This is a genomic window from Paenibacillus sp. BGI2013 (assembly GCF_002843485.1).
Lineage (GTDB): Bacteria > Bacillota > Bacilli > Paenibacillales > Paenibacillaceae > Paenibacillus > Paenibacillus amylolyticus.
Genome location: NZ_PJFA01000008.1, coordinates 138,047 through 162,311 on the forward strand (window position 1 = coordinate 138,047; position 24,265 = coordinate 162,311).

22 protein-coding genes are annotated in these 24,265 nt (G+C 36.4%); 19 read left to right on the forward strand and 3 right to left on the reverse strand.

All coding sequences use genetic code 11. From position 1 onward, the window contains the following. Positions 1 to 52: 52 nt before the first annotated feature. The 4 genes from CXK86_RS19995 (at position 53) to CXK86_RS20010 (ending at position 4,599) form a co-directional block, all read left to right on the forward strand. A complete protein-coding gene (locus tag CXK86_RS19995) occupies positions 53 to 1,090 on the forward strand; it encodes a hypothetical protein (RefSeq protein WP_101314360.1) in 1,038 nt (345 codons plus the stop codon). A 427-nt stretch (positions 1,091 to 1,517) separates the two neighbouring features. Further along, entirely contained in the window at positions 1,518 to 1,865 is a 348-nt protein-coding gene (locus CXK86_RS20000; protein ID WP_101314361.1) for a DUF4257 domain-containing protein, read from the forward strand. Between the two features lie 182 nt (positions 1,866 to 2,047). Next, positions 2,048 to 2,359: a hypothetical protein gene (locus CXK86_RS20005; protein WP_100526647.1), complete on the forward strand. Its 312-nt coding sequence runs from the start codon at positions 2,048 to 2,050 to the stop codon at positions 2,357 to 2,359. An 815-nt stretch (positions 2,360 to 3,174) separates the two neighbouring features. After that, positions 3,175 to 4,599 carry a hypothetical protein gene (locus tag CXK86_RS20010; protein WP_223200063.1) on the forward strand — a complete coding sequence of 475 codons (1,425 nt, stop codon included), beginning with the start codon at positions 3,175 to 3,177 and terminating at the stop codon, positions 4,597 to 4,599. A gap of 112 nt (positions 4,600 to 4,711) precedes the next feature. Here the strand turns inward: CXK86_RS20010 and CXK86_RS32170 are convergent, their stop codons facing one another. Then, entirely contained in the window at positions 4,712 to 4,939 is a 228-nt protein-coding gene (locus CXK86_RS32170) for a hypothetical protein (protein ID WP_180361807.1), read from the reverse strand. A gap of 394 nt (positions 4,940 to 5,333) precedes the next feature. Here CXK86_RS32170 and CXK86_RS20015 point away from each other — a divergent pair, with 394 nt between their 5' ends. The 10 genes from CXK86_RS20015 (at position 5,334) to CXK86_RS32705 (ending at position 16,753) form a co-directional block, all read left to right on the forward strand. Then, a complete protein-coding gene (locus CXK86_RS20015) occupies positions 5,334 to 6,611 on the forward strand; it encodes a hypothetical protein (protein WP_257467942.1) in 1,278 nt (425 codons plus the stop codon). Between the two features lie 1,019 nt (positions 6,612 to 7,630). After that, the gene (locus CXK86_RS20020; protein WP_100526645.1) at positions 7,631 to 7,876 is read left to right on the forward strand and encodes a helix-turn-helix domain-containing protein; all 246 of its coding nucleotides are present in this window, start codon (positions 7,631 to 7,633) and stop codon (positions 7,874 to 7,876) included. A 5-nt stretch (positions 7,877 to 7,881) separates the two neighbouring features. Then, positions 7,882 to 8,451, forward strand: coding sequence for an NYN domain-containing protein (locus tag CXK86_RS20025; RefSeq protein WP_144029814.1), 570 nt, complete (start codon positions 7,882 to 7,884; stop codon positions 8,449 to 8,451). A gap of 227 nt (positions 8,452 to 8,678) precedes the next feature. Then, positions 8,679 to 10,301: a stalk domain-containing protein gene (locus tag CXK86_RS20030; protein ID WP_180361808.1), complete on the forward strand. Its 1,623-nt coding sequence runs from the start codon at positions 8,679 to 8,681 to the stop codon at positions 10,299 to 10,301. Between the two features lie 291 nt (positions 10,302 to 10,592). Further along, positions 10,593 to 10,976 carry a hypothetical protein gene (locus tag CXK86_RS20035; RefSeq protein WP_101314365.1) on the forward strand — a complete coding sequence of 128 codons (384 nt, stop codon included), beginning with the start codon at positions 10,593 to 10,595 and terminating at the stop codon, positions 10,974 to 10,976. An 18-nt stretch (positions 10,977 to 10,994) separates the two neighbouring features. Next, a complete protein-coding gene (locus CXK86_RS20040; protein ID WP_101314366.1) occupies positions 10,995 to 12,125 on the forward strand; it encodes a GGDEF domain-containing protein in 1,131 nt (376 codons plus the stop codon). 209 nt (positions 12,126 to 12,334) lie between these two features. Then, positions 12,335 to 13,615, forward strand: a complete 1,281-nt coding sequence (locus CXK86_RS20045; protein ID WP_101314367.1) for an MrcB family domain-containing protein — start codon at positions 12,335 to 12,337, stop codon at positions 13,613 to 13,615. 99 nt (positions 13,616 to 13,714) lie between these two features. After that, on the forward strand, positions 13,715 to 15,394 hold the full coding sequence (locus tag CXK86_RS20050) for a DNA/RNA helicase domain-containing protein (RefSeq protein ID WP_101314368.1): 1,680 nt from the start codon (positions 13,715 to 13,717) through the stop codon (positions 15,392 to 15,394). A 405-nt stretch (positions 15,395 to 15,799) separates the two neighbouring features. Beyond that, positions 15,800 to 15,991, forward strand: coding sequence for a hypothetical protein (locus tag CXK86_RS20055; protein ID WP_100526639.1), 192 nt, complete (start codon positions 15,800 to 15,802; stop codon positions 15,989 to 15,991). A 636-nt stretch (positions 15,992 to 16,627) separates the two neighbouring features. After that, positions 16,628 to 16,753 carry a hypothetical protein gene (locus CXK86_RS32705; RefSeq protein ID WP_257467945.1) on the forward strand — a complete coding sequence of 42 codons (126 nt, stop codon included), beginning with the start codon at positions 16,628 to 16,630 and terminating at the stop codon, positions 16,751 to 16,753. 287 nt (positions 16,754 to 17,040) lie between these two features. Here CXK86_RS32705 and CXK86_RS32175 read toward each other — a convergent pair whose 3' ends face one another. Beyond that, positions 17,041 to 17,208, reverse strand: a complete 168-nt coding sequence (locus tag CXK86_RS32175) for a hypothetical protein (protein ID WP_180361809.1) — start codon at positions 17,206 to 17,208, stop codon at positions 17,041 to 17,043. Between the two features lie 152 nt (positions 17,209 to 17,360). Between CXK86_RS32175 and CXK86_RS20065 the strand changes: the two genes are divergently transcribed. From CXK86_RS20065 to CXK86_RS32185, 3 genes are all read left to right on the forward strand, one after another. After that, complete coding sequence (locus CXK86_RS20065; protein WP_101314370.1) at positions 17,361 to 17,723, forward strand: hypothetical protein; 363 nt, start codon at positions 17,361 to 17,363, stop codon at positions 17,721 to 17,723. Between the two features lie 126 nt (positions 17,724 to 17,849). Then, complete coding sequence (locus tag CXK86_RS32180; protein ID WP_180361810.1) at positions 17,850 to 18,005, forward strand: hypothetical protein; 156 nt, start codon at positions 17,850 to 17,852, stop codon at positions 18,003 to 18,005. A 74-nt stretch (positions 18,006 to 18,079) separates the two neighbouring features. Further along, the gene (locus CXK86_RS32185) at positions 18,080 to 18,451 is read left to right on the forward strand and encodes a hypothetical protein (protein ID WP_180361811.1); all 372 of its coding nucleotides are present in this window, start codon (positions 18,080 to 18,082) and stop codon (positions 18,449 to 18,451) included. Between the two features lie 465 nt (positions 18,452 to 18,916). Here the strand turns inward: CXK86_RS32185 and CXK86_RS20075 are convergent, their stop codons facing one another. Beyond that, positions 18,917 to 19,162 carry a hypothetical protein gene (locus CXK86_RS20075; protein WP_101314372.1) on the reverse strand — a complete coding sequence of 82 codons (246 nt, stop codon included), beginning with the start codon at positions 19,160 to 19,162 and terminating at the stop codon, positions 18,917 to 18,919. 570 nt (positions 19,163 to 19,732) lie between these two features. Here CXK86_RS20075 and CXK86_RS20080 point away from each other — a divergent pair. Together CXK86_RS20080 and CXK86_RS20085 are read left to right on the forward strand one after the other, a co-directional pair. Continuing rightward, on the forward strand, positions 19,733 to 20,344 hold the full coding sequence (locus tag CXK86_RS20080; protein WP_101314373.1) for a nucleoside/nucleotide kinase family protein: 612 nt from the start codon (positions 19,733 to 19,735) through the stop codon (positions 20,342 to 20,344). Positions 20,345 to 22,266: 1,922 nt separating this feature from the next. Next, positions 22,267 to 24,258 carry an ATP-dependent nuclease gene (locus tag CXK86_RS20085; protein ID WP_257467946.1) on the forward strand — a complete coding sequence of 664 codons (1,992 nt, stop codon included), beginning with the start codon at positions 22,267 to 22,269 and terminating at the stop codon, positions 24,256 to 24,258. Positions 24,259 to 24,265: the final 7 nt, after the last annotated feature.

The window sequence follows — 24,265 nt, forward strand, 5'->3', positions numbered from 1 at the left end:
CCTAAGGATACCCTTATGGATTGGCGGTGTTTTTTTATTGTAGGAGGCATTTATGAATAAAAGCATTCAAAAACCTTTAGTCATGGGAAATTACTACTATGGAGATGGAGAAATGGCTTGGGCATGGTGGCAATATAATCAAGCTGAACTAGCAATTATAGGCGATAAAACACTCTCACCACGTAGGCAGCTTGTTTCCCATATCACGAATGAAATTAGCAAGCGAGATCCTCAGGCAGTTTTTATGATTTCAACAGAGGCTCCTCAGCTTGGCGAGGCATATACAATTGAGTCTATCCCATGGGTGGAAGGCTATCCCGATCCACCTGAATTCTTCGAGGATCGAAGTGTATTTATTGAAACCAGACACTTTTTTTCGAACTCTTATTTCAACCTGTTGGCAAAGATACTAGATGTCCCACGAAGCCAACTATTGCCACCCATTAGTTTTAAACCGCATATTGAGGGACCACTACAAGGTTACAAGAGAGCTATTGAGTCTCTCAGCGATGATGTGAACTATAAAGAGTTGCTTATGGATCACCTGTTAAAGATCGGAAAGATCCCTTGGGTTCAATTGAAGGATCATGGAAAAAGATATTACATTGAAGCTACAGGTAGTGTTTATGAGCAGGCACTATCTTTTTTAACTGCTGCTTGGTCTTTCTGGACTATGACGTGTCAAATGGATGATCCTCAACAAATGTTACTAGTCGTTGAGTTACCAAAAGAATTACTTCGTCATGATGTAGATCCAGTAATTGAAAAGATAGTCTTAGAAACTTTGAAAATTTTGAAATATGTTTCGATCGTCACCACAACTTCTATTATTCTTTCATCAGAAATGTTGTATCCTGCACCTGAATTAAAACTACGATTTAAGTTGTTTTTTCAGACAGAGGATTCTGATATCGATCTTAATCACGAGAGCGTTAAGAATGTGATTGATCCAGAGCTACTTCAAGAATGGAAGAATGGAAATCCTAATGTGGGTTTATGGATGGATGACGTCACCAGTAATACCAATGACACTAGAGTCGTTGTAAGAGTAGGAGATCAAAAGCCATTTTTCTGGGATGATTATGAATAACCTTGAACATGATATGCCTGACCTCTAGTCTTATTTTTGACCTTCATTACTAAATTATTCTATTGTTTTATTGCTAATGAAGATACTAACCTGATTATAAGTTGTAGACAATGCAATACCGGTTGGACACCGTCTGAGGTAATAGAAAAGTTTAATACTCACGGTATTTTAATGTAGATATTATTTAGTAAATGAAGTATAATAAAGGTATATCATTTACTAATATCTTAAACTTTCGGAAGGTCAGGCGACTATCCGCATTCTAAAGATCTATTGACTCGAGTTTTTTTACTTGTGTCTTAATTTTAGAATCGGTTGTTGTTCTGGCCTTTTTTTGTTGAGATTTTTAAATGTATCCCACCAGGATGAGTGTAAATTACACTACATTCTGGTGTTTTTTTTATCCAATTATAAAGGAGAGATACTGATGGAATTATTAATTGCTTTTCTCGTCGGAGGTATGACTAATCTTGCTGTTGCTTCTAAACTGGAGGAGGGTGCATTATTACCATACATTAAAAAAGTGGGTAAAAAACGCTTCTTTATTCCTGGTTTATTGGTTGATTTCTTCATTGGTGGAGCAGCGGCACTTGCAGCTTTCTCGTTTTTCGAACCAGTAGGTTATGCTAAAATTGTTGGTACGTCTGTACTTGCAGGGTTTAATGGTTTAACATACTTAGCAAAGAATGCACTTAGCAAAGCTACTGATGCTGATCCAAAAACCTTGGATGAGGGGTACCAGAAAATTATTGGCAGTAGTGCTGATAAGAATTAAATGACTTTTTGAGGACATATAGAGTAAGAGGCTTATGTCCCAATACGTCTCAACACTGTCTTTTCCGAGATATAGGATTGTTTACGAATTGAAAGAAAGTCTGAGCAAAATTTGCTTAGGCTTTTTTTGTTTTTGTGGGAGAAATTAGTCTGTGATATGATATTAATATAGGAGGGATTCACATGGAAAATAGCTCATCTGTTAACAAACTAATTGAAACAAAAACACTAATGGCAAAGATACTTCGACTATATTATCTAACGGATAGTATTGTTGAAAAAGAAGAATTGCAATTGAAGTATACTGAGTTGGAAACACAATATCAGCAATATAACGAAGAGTCGTTGTCTGAAATAGAGAAGGCTCAGCTAGAACGATTAAATCACTATACTGAACTCTATGAAGAGTACCAAACAACAAGTAGTATTGTTCGGAAGGCTGAGATTGAAGAAGTTTTCAAGAATATTGAGGCTAATGATGAGGTTAATAAGTAACGTTGCTTTGGAGACATCCAATACCCTAGTAGATGCAACTATTCTAAGAATGAAGTAGATTGTTTTGTTAGGAGTGTTCACTACTCAAAAAACAAAACCAGGTTAAGGTATTTGAGTTTGATATACGATTCACACACCATAATGCAATACCATTTGAAGTCGCACTAAAGAGGATTTACATGCGGTTACATAGCAAAATTTGTAGGAGGGGCGACCAATTTGTTGGTCGCCTCTTATTTCTAAACTCTCAGTTATCTGGACTAAAGGCAATAAAACGTGCAAGACATATATGAAGTGTCCAATATATTCTCTTCCTATAGCCATGTCAGTATGATTTATTTGTTCTCCTAAAAAGAGTTTCTATATGGGTTAATTCATCTAAGATTATATATTATTAGTAACATAAAAAATTGAAAGTGATTGTACAAATATAGGTGGAGCAATCAATTAGAAATAAGACGTTATACCGTTTTCTTTTACTTTTTGATTAGTACTTCCATAACTCCAATCTCTTCTCGCAACTACAATAGAAGGTGTCTTTCAGCTTTGGTTCCCTTAGGATTTATATTGATTTTTTATGGATCGATATGATGAAAATTAGTGACAGTTACAGCGATAAGTTCAAACAAACTAATTTTCTGAAAGGACCCAAAGTGTGAATAGCTATTATATTCACACTTTGAGTGTCTGTGAGGCTCTTTGACTACGTCGAATCGTATTTTGGAACCAAAAAACTGGGACCTATATTGATTTTTATTCCAATATATAATCCAAGAGTTTCTATGTTATGATAGTGCTGGAGGTGAGTAGCTTTGATGGAAGAGCATATACCGCAATATTTTATCAATCAAGTTGTTGATGAGTTAGGCCTTAGATGTGAAGAGCTCTATAATAAACTTAATGAAGGAAACATCAGGGATTTCCTGCATGACATCATTTCTTCTGAGCTCACACCTGCCAACATACATGAGGTAAGAAGGAATACATTTAAAGAACTTCAAAAAACAAAGAAACGATGGCTCAAGTCTCTTCAAGAGCTTTCAAATATATCTAAAGTAAAAAACAAGCGTGTTGAAGTCGTCAAGGAACTTGACCTTGCCAATGAACTCATTGAGATGTATGGCATGGAGCAATTCATAAAAATTTATGAAGTTAATACGCTAGAGGAGTTAAATGCAAAACGAGTCCAAGAAGTCAAAACATGGGCAAATGACAAAACGTCAAGACTCATTGATTACCTATATATTAAAGACAAGACGCCTTTACAAATAAAAAAGGCAATTAAATCAGATACGATTGTAATCATCGCAGACATACTTATAAAAAATTTCGACGGGAACATCAACAAAATTATCATTGATCAACCCCTGGTATATACGGATCATGCAGCTGTAAATCCAGGATGGTCACGTATGAAATTAACCAAGAAAAGTGTAATTATCGATAACAAGTTACACTATATCAGTGAATATCAACCTGATGAGAATTATTCATTACTGACACTTGTGAATCAAGAAATCATTAATGAAGACCAAATTTTGCGTGCTATCGATGAAACGGATTCAAAATTGTTTAGAGCCGTACTCTCGATGCGAGATCGTAAACTATTTTTCGAAGAGCGCAAAATATACGTAACGATCGGGGATTTAGTGAGAAGAACTCATGGTTCTGATAATAAAAGTAACTATCTTTCCGTAAAGAGCCGTTTGACTAAACTCGCTAACGTTAAATTTAATGTCATCTCGGACAATGAAACACTCGTATTTGGTATTTTCGATCGATTGCATATTACTGAATTCGGTGACGGGGAAATGGCAGAGATCACTATCGCAGAGGATATTCACCAAAATTACATGATGGGCCAGGTCGTTCGTGCGTACAGTGATAAGTTAATTCATTTCGAAAATCGGATGTCTGAGCATTTAATCTTCCCTTTGCAGAAGGAAAGATTTCTTTGTTACTTACGCCAGCAAGGATATACTGCTGAATTCGATTACACATACTTTATCCACAAAATACAGTTTCGCAGTAAAAGGAAAGATATCAATCTCTCATTTATTGAAGAGTGTTTAAATGACTTTGTTAACCATGGAGTCACCGTTGAGTCTTATGTACGAAAGAAAGATGTTTTTCACATTACTTTTCTCCCGGTCAAACCTTACGAAGCTGAGGATTTGCTAGGGAATCAACAAATCAATCATTTTATGAATGAGCCAGAGCAACTGACCTTACCCTTCTAATATTCAATCAATAGAGTTAGATAACTAACTCTATTTTTATTTCCCCCAAATCTCCGCTCAAAACTTGGGGGAATTTTTTAAAATGGTACGAAAATTACTCCAAATCTCCGCTCTATCCTAAAAAAATCCCCATATCTCCGCTGGAAAAAGGTTTCTTACCTAAATCTCCGCTCAATATAAGCGAAGTTTGCATTTCTATCTTTATTTTAAAGACAGTTGGGGGAAAAAAACTAGTTTTTAAAGTGTAAAACAGTGAATAATTTCCCAAATCTCCGCTTAACTTTGATAATTCAATATATAAATCGCTAATGGTGTTAAATAGTAAGATAAACTTCTCCAAATTTCCGCTCTATTGATAAGAAAATAATTTTTTTAAACTATTATGCCCAAAAAACACTGTTTGAGTAGGGGTTCAGAAATAATTCTCCAAATCTCCGCTCTATTGATAGACCTTATACTTCAAGGGATATTCCATAAATCCCCCAAATCTCCGCTCAACTTACCTCTATTTACCATCAATTTTTTCGGTGCTATAATTGCTTAAAGCTTAGAAGATCTATTAATACATAAACGAATTACTCGGAATTAACTGTCGAAATAAAAATCAGCATAAAAAAAAGAACCCAACCACAAAGTTCTACTAAATGGCTAAGTTTGGCGACCTGGCATTTAGATAGAATTCGAGAAATCGGGTCTTGGTCTTGCTTCTTAAATGGATATGCCTCAATTATAGCATGTCTTTTTCAGAAAAAAAAGCCAAAACCTCTTATTTCCCATACCATTTTTCGGTTGGATTTAAGGAGCGGCACACTATGAAACACCATCCTGATCTATTTGATGCACGGACACTCCACAATGATACTCGTTTGTTATTCAAACTTAAATTGCTGCTCGGTACAATTTGCGCATATGGTGGGGAAGTTCCGCTTCCCATAACAGCACTTGCAAAGCGTATGGGCACCTCCACATACCGTATCCGAATCCTTCTTAATAAGTTAGAGTTTGAGGGCATTGTTCACTACAATGATTCTGGAAACCTGTTCTTTAATCGATACGTCTTTGTTCGAGATCAAGCAGAGCCGTCCCAAGAAAACCTCTATGCGAAGAACTTTGCATTTTTCAATTGCGATGAGTTCCTATCTGAAGATCGCAATGTTCAACGGTTTGTTCTCCATTATGTCGGTAAAGAATTGATCTACATCCCAGGAAACTTTCGCTGGGGTTATATTAATGATCTTTATGGTCCAGCTGGGCTTCTTAATATTCGAACGCCTAAGGAAGCGAAAAACATTCTTATCCAAGCTTCCAAGTATCTGAAAATTAAAATACATACAGAAAACTATCAAGTACTCCATGTTCATCAAAAATGGATCGATATGGGGGAAGTCTATTCTGAGGGTGCTGAGCTGTGGGTCTTTAAGCAGCTTAAAAAGCATCGTTTTTGTTGTGACTTCCTATCACGCAAAGCAGTGTGGCAGATCGCAAAAGTCATGGAAGACTACTATGCTAAATTTGGCTATGAATATGCCACTGAGATCTTTGACACAGCTCTGTTTAATATTCAGCTAAATAAGATGCGCTCTCAAACCTTCTTCAATATGATATACCGAGAAGACTCTGAGTATATTATTAATGAGGATAAGAATGAATTAGATGAGATCAGTGCCTACTTTCGGTCTGTGATGGAATCAGCCGAGCTGAAGTATGCTGTACAGCTATCCATGGATCTTGAAGTAGTACACCAGAAGAAACACATGGCAGAGACTCAGCTTTTTGTTAATGATGCACTCTCAGCGTTGAATCAAGATCTGATTGTCACAGCAGAGGAACAACAACGCGAGATTTGGGATAAGCTTCGTCTGCTACATAACTGCTGGCTTAGTCGCTTTAGACAGAACCCTGAATGGTTCGCTCAACGTTATTACCAGATAAAAACCTTACCCGCACCTATTCTAGAAATCAAACTTGAGATCGAAAAATTTATTTCAAAACAAAAAAATAACGTAGTCTAATTGGTCTAATTTGTAATCAAAGTTAGGCTTCTTTAAGTTGTATTGAATCCTAATCCATCTAAATTTTGATGCAGTGACTTCTACAAACCGTAGAGTGACTGCTATTTGTCATGAGATAAAATGAATAATACTTACAATCATTAAGGAGTTTTCTTTCGAGAGAGTATTCAATCCTAAATATTTCATCTAATTAAATACTAACTATATAAAATACCTGTGGATAACGTGATTATCATCTTTGATAAAGTGATACTCGATGTTGATTATGAATTCTTCAAATGGTATATCGTTTATTAGCGTAGGGATTACTTTAGGCTAAACGTTGATAAGTTTTGTTGGTTCGTGGACATAGCTTACAGCAGAGTGTATTCAGCTTTTAGTCTATTCTTTCGAAAATGAAGCTTATGTTAGAAGCCTTATATATCAAGGGTTCCATTCGTTTTTTTGGGCCTATAAAAAGGTATTAACTAAAGGTTTTAATCTATGGTGTTAAATAAATGTATTAATATAAGGTGTTAATTGATGGTGTTTTGAAATGGTATTAAAATGTTTAAAAATTACTCCATCACCTAAAAGATATGAAACTAACTTCCAGATCAGAACATAAACTTAAAACATCAATATCTTGACCCCGACATACAGGTAATATATATGTAGCTTTCAATTTAAATTGAGGCAAGCTAGTAAGCCCCTCATTGAGAAAGGCACTTATATACCTATCTTGCTCAGACAAGGAGCAGGAAATACACTGGAGAGCTTTTTATCGATACTTTCAGTTATTCATTTGTTAATTGATCCTTATATTATCCAAACGGCTATGATATACTTACGGTAATCAAATATTAAATAAGTGGAAGCACCGCTACGTCGATTGAAGACGTCTAGCGGTGCTTTTTTGTGTGAACTGTACTTTATGCGGACGCAACTCAACGATTAGATGAAGGAGCAAGAGTTTGAGATGGTTAGGTTTCTAACCCAACAAATTATCCAGCTAAACAAATGAACCAGAGGTGAATGTTATGAACGTACAGAAAATTAAACCAATCACAACAATTGCAGCAGACATTAAACTTAAAAGGCTATCAAAAAGGTACTCTCAGCAACAGTTGGCCTTAAAAATGGGCGTAGATAAAACCACAATTTCAGCCTGGGAACGAGATGTGCGATTTCCAAAAGAAGAGCATTTACTTCAGATATCGGAGTGTCTAGGTTTGCCACTCATGGATCTTCTTAGAATCTCTAAGAATAGAAAGTCCGTAGGTTGAAGATCATGAGACCAGTAGGGATACGTCTCAAAAGTGCAATTCTCATTGATGAAAGCAATGCTATTTATCAGTTACTTGAATTAGGTATCAAAGGCATACGTTCGTGGCGAAAATTCTATGAAGTAGTTGAAGAATATTTGAAAGCTAACTACGGTTTGAAGATGTCAACGGATTTTAATTTCTATGGAGCTTTACCACCTAAGCATGCGGATGAGATTAGATATAATAAAAGGCATAAGTTCTTGCAAGCGCTAGAACATGATGGGATTAATGTGTATCGCGGTACATGTTATATCCAGAAGGATATCTATATTGAAAAAGGGGTTGATGTATTGATCTGTTTAGATCTTTATCAATTCTCTGTATATAAGTACGATTATGTTGTTGTTTTTTCGGGAGATGCAGATTTCGTACCTGCTATTAAACGAGCGAAGAAAAATGGAACACTAGTACTTGCCATATTAGGCCATAATAAAGCAGCATTTCATCTTAGAAATATGGTAGATGTAACAATTGATCTGGAATCTATTATAGAAAAATTAGATCAGACAACACTTATTCAAAAATTGAGTTAATTGAATCTTCGGAGACGATCCCATCGATTATGGGATAGTAAGTATTTGTGATGATATAGAATCATATAATGAGAGATACACTGTGCACGGTTATTATACAACTGATATATACTTGATCAACTTACATTATTTTGTATATAATAAGTGTAATCAAATATATGAAGCGACGAAGAACGCGCAAACTCCTAGGAGTTGTGCGTTCTTTTTTTTGCTTAGGAGGAAAAAAGATGTTCAAAAAACTAATGATTAGTTCTATCGTTGCAATAACTTCGTTATCCTCACCATTACAAATGAGCGCCGCAGCTGTGGAGAAGGAAATATCAGTGTATGTAGATGGAGAAAAACTACATTTTGATGTTTATCCCAAAATGATAAATGGAAATACATTAGTTCCCATGAGGACGATATTTGAGAGGTTAGGTGCAGCTATTGAATGGAACAAAGATAATTACTCCATTGAAGCTACAAAGGGAGAACGAAGCGTATACCTGGTCATTGGGAAGAAAGAGGCCACAGTCAATGGGGAATCATTAAAACTGAGTCAAGCCCCCGTCATGATTGATAATGTTACCTATGTGCCCCTTCGTTTTATTAGTGAGAGTATGGGTACCACGGTCGGGTGGTTGAGTAAAAATCATACCGTGACCATCAATTCTACTCCACTGGAAAAGATTAAGGTCACACGTGTAAAAGATGGCGATACTTTTGTCGGGCAATATACAGATGGGACAAGTGCCGGCAAGCAAGCTGTGTTTCGTTTAATTGGTGTTGATACCCCAGAGGTCCTAAATGGGCCAAGCCAATTTTATGGCCCAGAAGCTTCAAAATACACTAGGGATCAACTGACAGGTAAAACGATTTATGTATCTCGGGATCAGACAGATGATCCTTATGGTAGAGTACTTGCTTATGTATACCTAGAAGATGGCATACTCTTCAATGCAGCTCTCGTGTCTAACGGTTTTGCTAGGTCTATGGCTATTGAACCTAATACACGCTGGGAAGGTCTATTTGAACAACTAGAATCTAAGGCTAAAGAAGAACATAAAGGGATGTGGGTTCAAACTGAAGCTTCTAATTTATCCATTGATCCCGTGAAAAATTACGTTAAAAGCAAGAGCAAAGAATTAGGGATTCTCCAAGGAGAGTTTCATCCAGAGCAGCTAATCACCAAAGAGCAACTGTTAAAGAGCCTCCTGATTGTTCTCTTCCCTGAAATTAAAGCCGTGCTTCTGGCAAAGTCATTCTATGAATTAAGTCAGGATGAGCAGTTTAAAGAGATTCTCCAATATTCAATACATGTAGGATTAGTATTAAAGGATGAAGTAGTCAATCCGGATGAGCCAGTAACAACTGTAGATGCAGCATCCATACTAAAACGTGTAATGCATGTAGACAGTATGGAGCAGGGTAAAACACTAAGTGATTTTGGCATTTACGCGCTTCCTTCCAATCCAAATGAAAAGCTCACATATATGGATGCTATACTACTGATGGAAAAAATGAATAATGTATACCAACCTATCAAAGATTATCTATTCCATCTAAAAGAAGCTGCAAAGGAATCGGAAGTGATTGACCAATTGTCCTCAACTCTATCAAATAGAGCAATGGCTGAGAAAATCTCTTCTTTTGCAAATCGAATGTCTCTACGCAATTTTTCGGATGTGGATGGGTTAACAAATCTGAAAACCGATGCTACAGATGTTCTTAAAGAGGTAACCAAAGATATCAAAAGTAACTGGAAGGATATATTGAACCTTGCCAAAATAAAAAATGCTATTGAAAATGCTAACGATAGTTTGGATAAAGCCGATATGGCTCTGCGAAAAGCACTTGATGTGAATTGATTGAACTCTACTGTAATTGTCCAGTGTGCTTTAGTTAATATGGCTTATAATCGGATGTAATTATTTGAAAAAGGATCATGTACCCTGCTGACAACGTTGAGATTTAACCAGATACCAAATCATTAGTGCATAAATGGCGACCTCTTTCACTAAAAATAAACAGAGAATGATTGAGCAACAAGAGAGGTTGTTGTATAATGAGAACAATTAAATATGCTAACGCGAAGCACGCGAACGTCCTTAGGGATAGTTCGCGTTTTTTTATTTCTTTAACAATGTAGGAGGTGAACTATGAGGAAGCACAACAAAGTATTATTGCTTTTATCTGTGATACTGCTTTTGTTCGTCTTTAATCTTCAATTTGTAATACCTGCTTTTTATGTCGTATGTGGGTTTGTCCTTTATGTCATCCTCTTCTGCTGGGCCAAAGCAAAAGGCCTAGATGCTCAGCATGATGCTTGGGATTCGATCTTAAATACGCCAAAGGGAATGTTGTATTTTATTTTAAGTGGAAGCATTCTATGGGCACCCGTTTTTATTCCATTTGTAACAGCACAGAGACAGAAATGGAGATCAAGCAAAGAAGGAAAAAACGAATGGTTGTATATGTGGGTTCAATATTTTAAGAACCCAACGAAATTACATCGTGACTGGTTTGATAATTTCTATCAATAAAAAGGATGTGCAAGACTTATGAGTATTTTTGATTTTTTTGTGGATATTCAAGGGAGCTTCATTGCATCACTTCTACTTTTTCCAATATTAATATTGTCTTGGGTTTTATCGAGGCAATTACTTGAAAAGCGGAAAAGAAAATCATACATGTTCTTATCTAAAATTACGCTAGGTTATCTTGCGTTCAATGGGATAATACTGATCTTCAGTTTAGTTGCAACCACTATAGGAATAGAATCATATGCAATCTCTTCTTTCTTTAACATCATAGTAAAAAGTACGTTCATTATATTTCTTTATGGCTTCTACCGGATACATAACAAAGAAAACCTTAAACTTCAACTCATTTTTATAGTTCCAACCATTGTAGTGATTCTCACCGGTTTGTTTGCTCCTATACTCGGACATATCATAGCCATTTTATCGATCGTAACGATGATGATTTTATATGGGGATAAGTTAGGAAGAGGTAAATCCATTTATATGGCTTCTGGATTATTTCTAGCTTCTCTACTGCTCTCCATAGCTATAAGTATCGTGCCTTCGTTGCATGGATCTTTTTACATGCTCAATATTATTTTTGAAGTCAGTTCGTTCACTTTTTTATTGGTAAACCTGATTGAGCATTCATTGATCATCATGCAAAGCTCGTACGTTTCCGCAATTACAGATTCACTCACTGGGCTATTTAATAGAAGGTATTTTACTAAGTATATCAATGGCTGTGTGGATCGGAGTATTCCAGTGAATGTTATATTCTGTGATATCGATAACTTTAAAAGATTGAATGATACCAAAGGACATAAAGTAGGGGATGAAGTACTTAAGCAAGTGGCTACTATTTTTAAGGAAGAGGTTCAGGGCATAGGTGTGGCTGGACGATATGGTGGAGAGGAGATGGTTTTACTTATTCAAAGTCTCGACGTTGATATGGAAGAGATCACGGAACGAATGAGATCCCGTATCGAAAAGGAAACAATCACTACAGCTAGCATCGGCTATCGAATGTATGACCCAAGTGTGCCAGCCGACCTCTTAATTAAACAGGCAGATGAAGCTATGTATGAGGCAAAAGCGGCAGGCAAGAACCGAGTAATGTCCTATACATTAAAAGCAGTTGATACTTTGGACTTAGCTGCCAATGAATAGGGCAACAGAGTTTATATTGAACCCTTCATAAATAAGATCTGATTAGAGATTTCCCTTGAATTTTCTTTACTCTTGGGCAGTCTCTTTTTCGTTTCAACTCAACAGTGTTATCGTAATACATGAAGTTTAGTAGATTTGAATTGATTGAAATTACATGTAAAGAGTTTTCAATATCGAGCAAATTTCTATCTATTCATTTAGGAAAGCACATGTTTCAATTTTATGGAACAACCTGGTATGATAATAATCATAACAACGTGACTGAGGTGATTCATGTGTCAGAGCTTATTGAAAATCGATTAGAAACAGAAAACACTAACGAAAGAACAGGTGAGCTACACATTAGAGAGGCGATACAATACATACTCGATCATTACCAGGAAGCAAGATTGTCATTGTTTGAGAACCATAAGATGGGTAACCACGTACGCAGTATATTTAAAGATATCATTATTAATGAAGCAAATTTAAATCAAGATCATCTCTATATCAAGGGCTCCGTTGGAAACGGACGATGGGCCGAAATACCGTGGATTTCAATTTTTAATAGAGATATTACCACAACAGCTACAAAAGGTTATTACATTGTTTATTTGTTTAAAGCAGATATGAGCGGTGTGTATATTTCCTTAAACCAAGGCTGGACATATTTTAAGGAAAAGTATCAGACCAAACTGGGACGAAAAAAAATCCGGACGACTGCAAATATAATTCAGAAGAAGTTGAACTTTACTCCAGATCATATGACTACAGAAGCCATTACGTTAGGAGGACAAGGGTGGCTAGCAGAGGGCTATGAAAAGGGTCATATTTTTGGACGTTTTTATAGTGCCGATAACTTACCTAGTTCAAAGGAACTTATCAGTGACCTTAAGGAATTATTGATTACATATAAAGAGATTGAATATATGATCGGTGAAAGAACGCTTGAGCAATTTAATGATTACCTATTGTTAAGTGATGATGGTCAATTTTTAGAAGAAGAGCAGCAACAAGAAGAAGACTTCCAAAATAGAGTGCAATCGATACTTGATGAAAAGGTAAAGAAAGCCGAAAAGAATAGTATGGAGGATATAGAGACGGAGGATACTCCACTTCCAAAACCAGAACCTGTTATTGATCAGACCCAAAAAGAACGCTGGCCAAGAGATGCTCAAGTTGCCGCTAAGGCGCTTCGTTTATCTAAATTCAAGTGTGCCTTCGATGAAACCCATGTTTCGTTTACTTCGAAAGTTACAGGAGAAAGATATCTGGAAGTTCATCATCTTGTACCAATGAAATATCAAAGGAATTTTAATGTTAGTTTGGATCGAGCATCCCAACTTCTAGCATTATGTCCAACGTGTCATCGTCAGATCCATCATGGAACAGACGAAGATAAAGAGAGCATATTAAGAAAACTATTTGACGATCGACATGAGAAATTAAAGGCTATTGGTATTGAGATAAATTTAGATGAACTATGTCAAATGTATGGTATCGAGAAGTAGGCAAAGAAGAGAGAGATATACTACTGATTATAGAAGCACCGAGTTGAATGTTGGAGAGTTAAATGTCTTGAATATAATAATGAAAGTGACGTGTTAGTTATGATACTCGCAGGGAAACTGTATTCATTTGAAATGCTTAAGAAAACACGAAAGGAATTTGAACATTTTGATGTTAAAGACTTTGATATAGACACAGTTCCAGTTGTGTATATCCAAAGAGACAAGAAAAATCTCTATGTAGGAAAATCTACAGACGTATATGGTCGTTTTTCTACACATTTAAAAGATTGTAGTAAAACATTTACTGACATTACGATTATTAAAAGTGCTCTCTTTAATGAGAGCTCCATTAAACACATCGAAACACTCTTAATTGATTACTTGCTAGCAGATGCCCAGTTCAACTTACTGAATAAGATTAAAGGCCAGAATATTCACTCGTATAATGGGATTGAAGATGTAAACGATATGTTCGTAGCCATATGGGAAAAACTAATTCATGAAGGAATAGCAAGTGAACCATTAAAAGAGATACATAATAAGTTTATCTATAAATACTCACCTTTTAAAAAACTCAAAGCCAATCAAATTGATATTAGCCGTGACATCTTAGATACAGTGCTAAGTACATCTAAAAGTAGACATCTGATTACTGGAGATCCAGGTACAGGTAAAACAGTAGTTTTAACGAATCTTCTATATACACTCGTATATGATCAAACAACGGGTAAGGACCGTGAAGGATTAGAACGGGAAGACATCGCACTCATCATTCCACAAAACCATTCATTAGGCTTATATAAAGATTTAGTTCGAAAAGTTGGTTTACATGGAATTACAGTGTTATCTCCTTCACACTTTATTAAGAAGGCTAAAGGTAGGGATACAAAATATAAATATGTTTTTGTAGATGAAGCACATCGGCTAAAACAGTATTTTGGCAAGCAAGCGAGAGATTTAAAACATCTAATCACTTCGGATGGGTTTACAACCGAATTAGATCTGATATCAAACTACGCTCATCATCTAACCATTGTGTATGATCAGTATCAAACTATTCGTCCGGCTGATATAGACTCCGACTGTTTTAAAGAGAAGACAACAGATTATCGTAAACATATACTACGTAAACAGTTCCGTTTGAAGTCTGGGGATCAATACTTAGCATGGTTGAGAAAATATCTGCAAATGGCTTCAGATGTCCCTGTTTATGAAAAAGGATTACTAAAAGGTTATGACTTTAAAGTGATGGATTCTATTTCGGAATTACACAAAGGGATAAAGAAACTAGATCAGACTCATAAACTATGTCGAGTGATTGCGGGCTATTCTTGGGAATGGGCAACACAAAAAGACAATAATTTATATGATATAAGCGATCCTATCACAGGTGACACATTTAACTGGAACTCTAGAACAATAGGTTGGATTAATCAAGAACATAGTGTTGAAGAAATAGGCTGTATTCACACAACTCAAGGTGCAGATCTAAATTATGTAGGCGTGATCTTTGGAGAGGAAATTGATTGTAATTATACGGGTGAAGAAGATGGAAGCTATGATTTTGAAAAAGTTAGAATTATAGTCTATCCAGAAAAGTATAAGGATCGAAATGGTCTTCCAATCAAAGGTACTGACGAAAATAACGAAGAATTAAAATCCTATATCCAGAAAATCTATTATGTCTTACTGTCACGTGGCATAAATGGTTGTTACGTATATGCAACAAATCCCAATATGCAAAAGTATTTAAAGGAAGTTCTAAAAATCAGTCAGTAGTTGATAGAATGGAGTCTTCATAAGGAACGTGAGTTCCTAGAAAATTTTCATTGAGAAAGTAGCTTCAGATTATGAAGCATTTGAGTACAGAAAAAAATCCAGAGATAATGTTTATTATTTGTCTAGGAACTTTACGAAGTAAAGTTGTTTACTGCAGTATGTAGTGAATAATACAAAGTAAGGCTAAGACAAAAGAGCTAAGATAACCCTTTTAATAGGGTTGTCTTTTCTGAATACCTAGAATAAAATACAAATATAAAAGCACATAATTAATGAGTCTATCATGAGACACTGAGGTAAACATATTTGTATTACATATAAGAAAGATTCATATAGTTCTGGGAAAACTATAATAATAACAATGATTTCTCAATTATAAAATCATGAACAGAAAGGAATTTTTTCATGAAAGAACCCGAACGTTATTTAAATAAAGGTCCTAATGTGTTTAAAGTTGTGGGCTTATCATTTAGACCAGAAAAACGCGAGACTGCAACAGAGAATAAACTATCTATTGGATTTAAAATTGGGGATTGGAATGAACCTATTAATTTTATTCCTTACTTTCAAACGGTAGATAGAACCCAATTACATTAAAAGACAATCTTCTAAGGCTTCCTTTTAGGAAGTCTTTTCTTTTTTTCTATTTCAAGAACTCCTTCCTAAATTGGATATAAATCGTTCGGTAATACTATCTTCGAAGAAGTTCCGGAGAAGTATAAACAGTCTCCAACACTTACTTTAGTCAACCTTTTTCCACTTTAAGTAAGCAAGCAGACATCATGAACAACAAAGTACCGAAACCTCATTGTTCACCAAACATAATGTCATGTTGAAGTAAAAGAGCATTTTTCATGAAACTTGTCCTGGTCCGACATCATCAACCTCCGGGTATTTGGACCAACTCCAAAAGGCGTGAATTCTGAAGCTCCAATCAGGCATAGTGTCATACCTGCCAACTTTGCATAATTCTCTTAAAATCTTTCGCATAATATAAAATCAAATACCGGGAAAGACGTTAATTTTGTGACTCCCCAAAAATGCGAATTAAAAAAAGCCTCCTAAATCTCAAAATTGTCCAGGAGGGTACATTTCATCACTCGTCGTCTTCACTAAACAAAGGGCGACAAGATGGTTTTTAATGGAAGTAGAGCAGGTGCATTCTACCGTTTACTAAGAGCGGAAAATCTCGTCGCCCTCTATATCGAGAAATAGAAGGGGGCACAAAACATCATGTTCGAGAAATTTTTGAATTACATTGAACAACAAGGTAAAGCTGACAAGACGATACCAAATTATGTGGAGACATGGAACGCATTTTATGAAATGGATTCGGAAAATGGATCAGACAATAACTGATCCAGGTTATGCCACACAGAAGGACATCTCAGATTATAAAAAGTACATGTTGAAATTCGGAGGGTTGAAAGGCGGCCAGCTAAGCCTTCCACCATGCAATTGCATTTTGTTCAATTAAATGCAATATTCCTATTTTTCGTGAGCGAAGGCTTCATTCCGGATAATCCAGTAGGTCCCTGATTAATGAACTAGTCCGGTTACACAAGGACTCTATTATTCTTGAAGCTCATTCTCTTGATCTTGGCACTCTGATATCCAAATTGAACCTGGTACCCAATACGCCCTTATTAAATCTGCAGAAATGCTTGGCCAAAAGAATGGATCAAATCAATGATCTTCACAAACAAGCGATTCATGTATTGTTGGAAGGTATTGAGTTGGTCCAGCTCAGAAGCCGGGTACCGCATGTCAGGTGGCTTACCCAAGGCATCTAACAAGATACGTCTATCTTTCAACGTCTGGACAAATTGGAGTCCAAATTCCGGATTTATTTGTCAGTTTGATTGTGATAGGTTCTTTGCACCGATGATGCTGTCGGAAAATAAAGGAATCATGTTAACTTTGTCGAAAGAGGTACTTGAGTCAGAAACCAAAGGGGGAATAAAAGATGTCATTTAGACAGCAATTAACAGAAAAATTGGCTTCAGATTATAAGTCCGAACTTATCGTAGGCCAAGGTATGGAGGCCGTTGTTCAGTTTTTGGAGGGATTAGCATCTGAATGGAAAGATATTTTAGATGTGACCGAAGAAGTAGCAGTAGACACTTCCAATAAATATGTAAAAGTTCGAAATACAACGCTTCAGTTTAGAGGCACATCAAAAGGTATCGAAGTATTTACAGAATTCGACCAGGTAGATTTTCTTGCTGTACAAGAACAACAAGGGATTCTTAAAAGCGCTCGTTTTCCAGAAGTTCATGGCTTGGCCGATTTGTTTGATACTTATCTCAGAACGGTATTTGGTCAATAAAGGCTGGAAGAGTCGCTGTTAAAACAGCGGCTTTTTTTGTTCGGTTAAGAAATACCAACCGTTAACATTAATCAATTCTGTAGTTTGGAGATGGGAAAATGGCAAACCACGATTTCAATAAACCTTGTGACTGTAAAGAATGCAGCACTTCAAGAAGGCACGACATATGCCCTGCATGCGGAAATGTCCATGTATTTAGTATTGTATGTAGCTCCGCGTGGGAAACGGATCGTAAGGGATTCACGTACGTTGACTTCACTGAACCTTCTGGACCTAAAATAGATTTTCAATGTCCATGTGGCCATGAATTTCAAGTCAAACATTATTCAAACTATGAACCGCATAAAACCCTAGCAGTGAATGAAGAACGTGAACGAAAAGCTGCAGCAGCTCGGTGCGATTCTTGTGGTAAGATTGAGGGGTTTGATCTTGGCTTAAAGGCATGGGATAGGATATCCCTGGAGTCATTTGATAATCAGCAGCTTTGCCAAGTATGCATAGCTAAGCGGGTTTTAGAAACAACTCCTGATCCTACCGATGAAGATAATAAATACACATTTGATCACTCCAAACGCCAGTATATCCTGGAAAAAGTAAGAATTACTTGTCCCGATTGTGGAAAGCGTAGATGGCTCAATGCCAGCAATGCTTGGAGAAAACGGTGTAAGTCTTGTTATTACGGCGAAGAGAAGACCAAGAAGCTGCCATTGAATTTTTTTAAAAGATAAGCTCTGCATTACATATAGGACTTCCATATTCCGATCTGTTTCACTCTATTCTTAGAATTCGGTTACTCAAATTCCTTCCACAAAAGAACGTTCCTGAATTCCAGGAGCGTTTTTTATTTTAAATCATGAAACGACCTGCTTTGCAGCTCATCTTGAATAAAAAGTATTCAAACGTTCCGACCTTACCACCTCACGCATAATGACATGCAAGACCGTGTTCCCTAGAAATAAACTTGAAGAAGAGAAGAACCGCTCCGGACTATATCGCCCGGCCCTGATTCTTCTTTTTCGTGAAGCCCAGCCTTGTATTACCAGGGTTCCTTAGATAATCGGCTGTCTTAAAATCACGGAACGGGCAGGTTAAGTTTAAAACTATATTATGGAATGTGAAAGGGGAGGCAAGGACCTATATGATGATTCTCATTTTGAACAAAAAAAGGAAGCTTCGCAGCTCCCCTTTCTAGGTTAAGGTCTATCTATTTTCCCTAGGGCTTCCAATAATTCCTCAGTCGCCGATGGACTTTGATTGTCAATCTTAGAGATCAATTCCGCAATCTTGCTTCTAAGTTGTTGAATGTTTGTTGCAAGGTATCCGTCCATTTTTGCACGTGAATTTTCATAATAACGACCGTTCTCAAGGTTTTTCAGTATATAGCCGATATCATTAATTTCGCGGCTGTATTTTTCTTTTATTCCTAATGGTTCAGTCATATCATTTTCCTCCTCAGTTTTACGTTTAGCTACCAACTTACATAGATTCGACAACAATTTACAAAAGTCCTTTTCCACTATAATGCTGGATTATGTCCAAATAATCAAAGCGGATTTAGAAAAGCATTGAAACAGAATATTGGTCTTTAAGATGACGCTGTTCGCTTCGGTAACGGGCTTATAGAGAGTAAATGCTTTGAAATTTCATTCATTATACCAACATGATTGTGAAGGGTCTCCAGGATGTCCCTTTTTGTTTCTATCATTTGCGATGATATGAATCGAGTGTTGGTATATTACGAATAATTTAAATGTGAGGTTAATCCATTGATACACTACTTCATCGCGGTCTTCGAAGCCTCTTAACAGTTTCTGAGTATGCAGAAGGATATTTGTTTAGAACACAATATGTCGTGTTTATTATAAATCATAATGTATACATATAGTTTTTTTGGATAATATTAGTATTTTTATAGAGCAGGCATATAACTAGCTTGCAGCTCTTTTGATAAAGTGAGTGATCTACTTTCTGTATAAGAAGAGTGTATTTAACAAGGGGGCGTGAACAATATGAGAGGGAAAGTTGTTGCGTTAATCGGTTCGCCAGGGGCAGGAAGGAGAACGTTACAGAGATCATTGACTCATCCTACAACTGGTATTGCTAGTTTGGTCAAGATTCCATCATTTACAACACGCCGGATGCGAATGGGAGAGTCAGAGGGTAATCCATTCTATTTTATCTCACCTGAACGATTTGAGCGTGAAATCAAAGAGGGGCGCTTGTTTGCTGAAGGTATTCTTAAACATGGCGAACGTGTAGCTGCCCCCATACATCGGTACGAAGAAGAATTATCTCGTGGATGGTTTCCGGTTATTGACCTAGATCTAGAGGGAGCGAAAAAATTCAAAGAACAGTTTCCTGATCGTGTAATCGTGATTTACGTGAGAGTAACTGATTCCAGCACTCTTTGGAGACGAGTTCGTGCAACAGAAGACATTATCAGTAATCAATATTTGTTGCTGGAGCAACAAGATCAATACATGGAAGCTTATGCAGACTTTACTATGAATAATCCGGACGGTGAGCTCGAAATAGAAATGGCCATGGGGGAAGTCAGAAGTTATGTACTGGATATCGTGAATGAGCATTCGAAAGCAGGGTTTATAAGTGAACAGGGTTGATGATATTGATTGGATTCATTTGAGCATGCCTGTTACGCGGGTATGCCTTTTTTCTTGAAAATAGGAAGGGATCATGCTACCGGCTCTAAGGCGGCCGAAAACGCCACTTAAGTGCCGGTACGCAACGCTGTCAGGTTACTCCAGTCGATAACGAGAGCGTCTAAAGCGGGGAGGATCGTCCCGCTTAAGGCGCTCTACGTTCCTGTCAGTCGCTTCACACCTGGCAGGGGGCGTAAAAGCTTTAGTACCTATTGATTTACGTACATTAAAAGAACCGGCCGCCGCCGGTTCTTTTTTATTGATCACGCTTTTTCGCTTTTGACATCCGCATAGTAACAGGGAAAGTTCGGCTAAACTTCTGGCGGACCGAACCTCCGGCTGCACCCCTCAGTCCACCAGAAGCTAAGTCTCACAGTCAGCCAGTCAAGGAGCCGACCCTTTTTTCTCGAGGGCGGGCCAAAGTCCGAAAAAAGGGATGGGCTGAGACCCTTGACCAACCGCCTATACCCCTGTTGTGCGTTGTCATAATTGGTGAAAATATTTTCATAATAGATGAGAAATGTATTTTTATGCATAGTTATTCAATTGAAACCTTATGAATACGGGATAACATCAGCTTTACAGTATTAATTCTGGCCTAAATTACTGTTGTAGTGGATGAGTGTAAGCAGTTCACTACAACAGATAAAAACAAACGATCGAGGAAATTGAATTTGATTAATTTTTTGAGTATAAAATCGTATAAAGGGCGCTGATGATCATGCAACAGTTAAAAAGGTTCTATGTACAGTTTTGGAGGGAACCTCTTTGGTTTAAAGCATTGATCCTGACTACACTGTTACTTTCAACTGTATTTAGCAGTTCATCCTTTTCAGAGCAGGGCAACTATCAAAGCATCTCTAAATTAGCTATTGCTATTTTCTTCGTCGCATATTGAGAGAAGCTACGGGGTAATCGTAAGGTTGCTATAGCATTCTTTTTCCTGGCTTTGATCAGTATCTATTTATCATGGAATACCTTAGACCTTACGAATAACTAGTACTCAACCTATATGACGGTCTCGTTTTTATTGTTTCTGTTAAATGATCATGTAATTAATTAAGAAGTATGAATGTGAACTTGAACCCGATAGGTGTAAAATAAAGACGCTTATTGGGCGATACAACTGGATAGAGGTCCATCCAACTACTTGATGGTTCAGATTAGCGACGAACACAGAGTAATGATATAAAGTCTCAATGAATTCATTGAGACTTTATATTTTAAATTGGTGATAAGCACGGCAGAATTCGAATAACAAGTTTACCTCAGTTATTGAGCGCAGGAGTAGTTACTCTACTCTTAGAATCTGACATAGGGGAGAAGGTTCTTTGTTAGAGGACGATGTTTAAGGAACCATGGTGGATGTTGGAGCTGTTCTAACATGGATGGCTGGTAGCAAGAAACAATAATGAGAGGTAAATGAAGGATAGGCGCTACTCTGGTGGAGTGGCGCCTATTTATTCATAAGAAATTATGCCTGAAAGTGTATTGGCGATGTGATGCTATATTGGGTTTGTGACACTCTGGAAGTAAGAAATGAAAGTGGGGGGAATTCAAGTGTAATACTCAACCTTGATAGTATAAATTTTGTGTTATCTTCTATATTTCTTAAAAGGTCCATACTATCTGTACTTAAAGGAGAGTAAAAAAAGGTGAAATATTCGTCGGTGGTGTTGATCATCTAATGGGATTACTTAAGAAGCTAAACTGTAAAATAGTAAAATTATAAAGAATTAATGGATAGTTCTTTTTGCTCATCCTATTGAGTCTTTTGAACTGGCAAGGTAAAATTGGAAGTACATAGAATTTACTGTATAGAGTTTACTTGAAAGAGATTTTTTGTTTTAGCATGCGAGTATTAATTAGATTAAACATTATAAATGAAAGAGATGATATATGTGCAAACCCCTTATATTTCAAGAGTGAAAATACTTAATTATCGTAATTTTAAGTCAATTGATGTTTGTATGAGTGATAAACAAGTTTTAATTGGTGAAAACAATGTTGGAAAAACTAACTTTTTGAGAGCTATCCAACTTATTCTGGATCCTAATTTGAATGACAACGATCGTTATTTAGAAGAGTCTGATTTCTATAATGGTTTGAAAAAACCAATGGAGAGCGGAGAAATTATTGAAATAATATTAGAAGTTCAAGGCTACGGACACAACAAAAATATTCTTTGTCAACTAAGTGATGCTACTTTGAAAATTACTCCAGAGACATTAAGAATTACATATCAGTTTTTTCCTAAACTTCGAGAAGATGGTTCAGTTGAAAGTTATAATTTTAGAATTTTTAAAGGTGAGAATGAAAATAACCCATTTACTCATACTGATAGGAAATATTTGAATATAAAGGTTATTAAAGCATTGCGTGATGTAGAAGCAGATTTGAAAAACTCAAAAAAATCGCCTCTTAATGTATTGTTAAAGGCGTATGATATTGAAAAATCTAAACTTGAGGTAATAGCTCAAAGTATAAAACAGCAAAATGATCAGGTTCTTTCATTGGGAGAATTAAAAGATTTAGATAACCGAATGAATTTAAGATTTAAAGACTTCGTAGATATTTCACCGGATTCAATTGAATTAGGTACAAATGAGGTCAGCGTTAATAGGGTTTTAAGCTCTTTAAAAGTATTACTTGGTGGCAGAGCCATTACAGATTCAAGTTTAGGGCTAACCAATATTCTGTATATTACTTTAATGCTTCTTTCAATTGAAGATAGAACAATACCTTCTTTCATCAGTAAAAGTATATTTACGGAGTTACAAAAAACAGACAAGGAAAGCATCTTGAATGATTCATACGAAGCAGACGCGGAAGGTAACATGACTCTGATAAGTGATCTTATGGAAGGGCTTGAAGCCAAGCTTTATGAGTTTATGGATTTGAATAATCCCATAGATGAAGGAATAACGATTTTAGCTATTGAAGAGCCTGAAGCACACTTACATCCAGCAATTCAAAGAACAATATATAGAGATGTATTCGAAAATTCCAATACTTCTGTATTGATGACGACTCATTCAACCCATATAGCTAGTATCACACCTCTACAATCAATATTGCATTTGTACAAAGGAGAACAAGAAACAAAAGCTTGTTCAAGTGCTAATTTAAGTCTAGAAGCTGAAGATTATAGCGACCTGGCTCGATATATTGATGCAAATAGAGGGGAAATATATTTTGGAAGAGGAGTCCTTTTAGTTGAAGGCATTACAGAGGAATATTTAGTGCCTAAATTTGCTGATCTTATGGAGAAGCCTCTTGACTATAAAGGTATTATAGTCTGTAACATTAACTCAACGAACTTTTCTCCTTATGTGAAATTACTGTCTGCATTAGGAATACCTTATGCTGTTATAACAGATGGCGATTATTATGAATTTATTGACGAAGAGAGAAAGTACCATAGATTAAAAAGTCCCGAAATTGAAGAATTTGGGTATTTGGGGTTAGAAATAATTGAGAAGATTATGCTTGAATTAAGAATAATAGAAGAATCTGAAGCTCCAGAAAATGAATCACATTGGGATAAAGACATTCGCTTCAGGAGTAAAGGTTTCTTTGTAGGGGAGTACACATCAGAAGTAGATCTTATGATCAATTGTTCTGATGACACAGAGAGTAATGACATTCTGATTAGTCTCTTTGAGGATTTAACAAATGGTGGAGAAAAACAAAAGACTAATTTTCGAGATAATCTCAACAAAGAAGATTTTTGGGCCTGTTTAAGACAAATTGAGTCTTCACATAGTGGAATCGGGAAAGGCCGTTTTTCTCAACGTCTCGCGCAAAAATGTACATTAGCACACATGCCTGGCCATATTGAAGAAGCTATTGACTATATTTACAAAGAAGTATAGGAGGGAG

Bases quoted from the DNA above. Each gene is read 5' to 3' on its own strand.
- CXK86_RS20025 (WP_144029814.1), top strand. From the start codon at position 7,882: ATGAGACCAGTAGGGATACGTCTCAAAAGTGCAATTCTCATTGATGAA.
- CXK86_RS20080 (WP_101314373.1), top strand. From the start codon at position 19,733: ATGAGAGGGAAAGTTGTTGCGTTAATCGGTTCGCCAGGGGCAGGAAGG.
- CXK86_RS20010 (WP_223200063.1), top strand. From the start codon at position 3,175: ATGGAAGAGCATATACCGCAATATTTTATCAATCAAGTTGTTGATGAG.
- CXK86_RS20085 (WP_257467946.1), top strand. From the start codon at position 22,267: ATGAAAGAGATGATATATGTGCAAACCCCTTATATTTCAAGAGTGAAA.
- CXK86_RS20040 (WP_101314366.1), top strand. From the start codon at position 10,995: ATGAGTATTTTTGATTTTTTTGTGGATATTCAAGGGAGCTTCATTGCA.
- CXK86_RS20015 (WP_257467942.1), top strand. From the start codon at position 5,334: ATGTCTTTTTCAGAAAAAAAAGCCAAAACCTCTTATTTCCCATACCAT.
- CXK86_RS20035 (WP_101314365.1), top strand. From the start codon at position 10,593: ATGAGGAAGCACAACAAAGTATTATTGCTTTTATCTGTGATACTGCTT.
- CXK86_RS20000 (WP_101314361.1), top strand. From the start codon at position 1,518: ATGGAATTATTAATTGCTTTTCTCGTCGGAGGTATGACTAATCTTGCT.
- CXK86_RS20030 (WP_180361808.1), top strand. From the start codon at position 8,679: ATGTTCAAAAAACTAATGATTAGTTCTATCGTTGCAATAACTTCGTTA.
- CXK86_RS20020 (WP_100526645.1), top strand. From the start codon at position 7,631: ATGAACGTACAGAAAATTAAACCAATCACAACAATTGCAGCAGACATT.
- CXK86_RS20050 (WP_101314368.1), top strand. From the start codon at position 13,715: ATGATACTCGCAGGGAAACTGTATTCATTTGAAATGCTTAAGAAAACA.
- CXK86_RS19995 (WP_101314360.1), top strand. From the start codon at position 53: ATGAATAAAAGCATTCAAAAACCTTTAGTCATGGGAAATTACTACTAT.
- CXK86_RS20075 (WP_101314372.1), bottom strand. From the start codon at position 19,162: ATGACTGAACCATTAGGAATAAAAGAAAAATACAGCCGCGAAATTAAT.
- CXK86_RS20045 (WP_101314367.1), top strand. From the start codon at position 12,335: ATGTTTCAATTTTATGGAACAACCTGGTATGATAATAATCATAACAAC.
- CXK86_RS20005 (WP_100526647.1), top strand. From the start codon at position 2,048: ATGGAAAATAGCTCATCTGTTAACAAACTAATTGAAACAAAAACACTA.
- CXK86_RS32705 (WP_257467945.1), top strand. From the start codon at position 16,628: ATGTTCGAGAAATTTTTGAATTACATTGAACAACAAGGTAAAGCTGAC.
- CXK86_RS20065 (WP_101314370.1), top strand. From the start codon at position 17,361: ATGTCATTTAGACAGCAATTAACAGAAAAATTGGCTTCAGATTATAAG.
- CXK86_RS20055 (WP_100526639.1), top strand. From the start codon at position 15,800: ATGAAAGAACCCGAACGTTATTTAAATAAAGGTCCTAATGTGTTTAAA.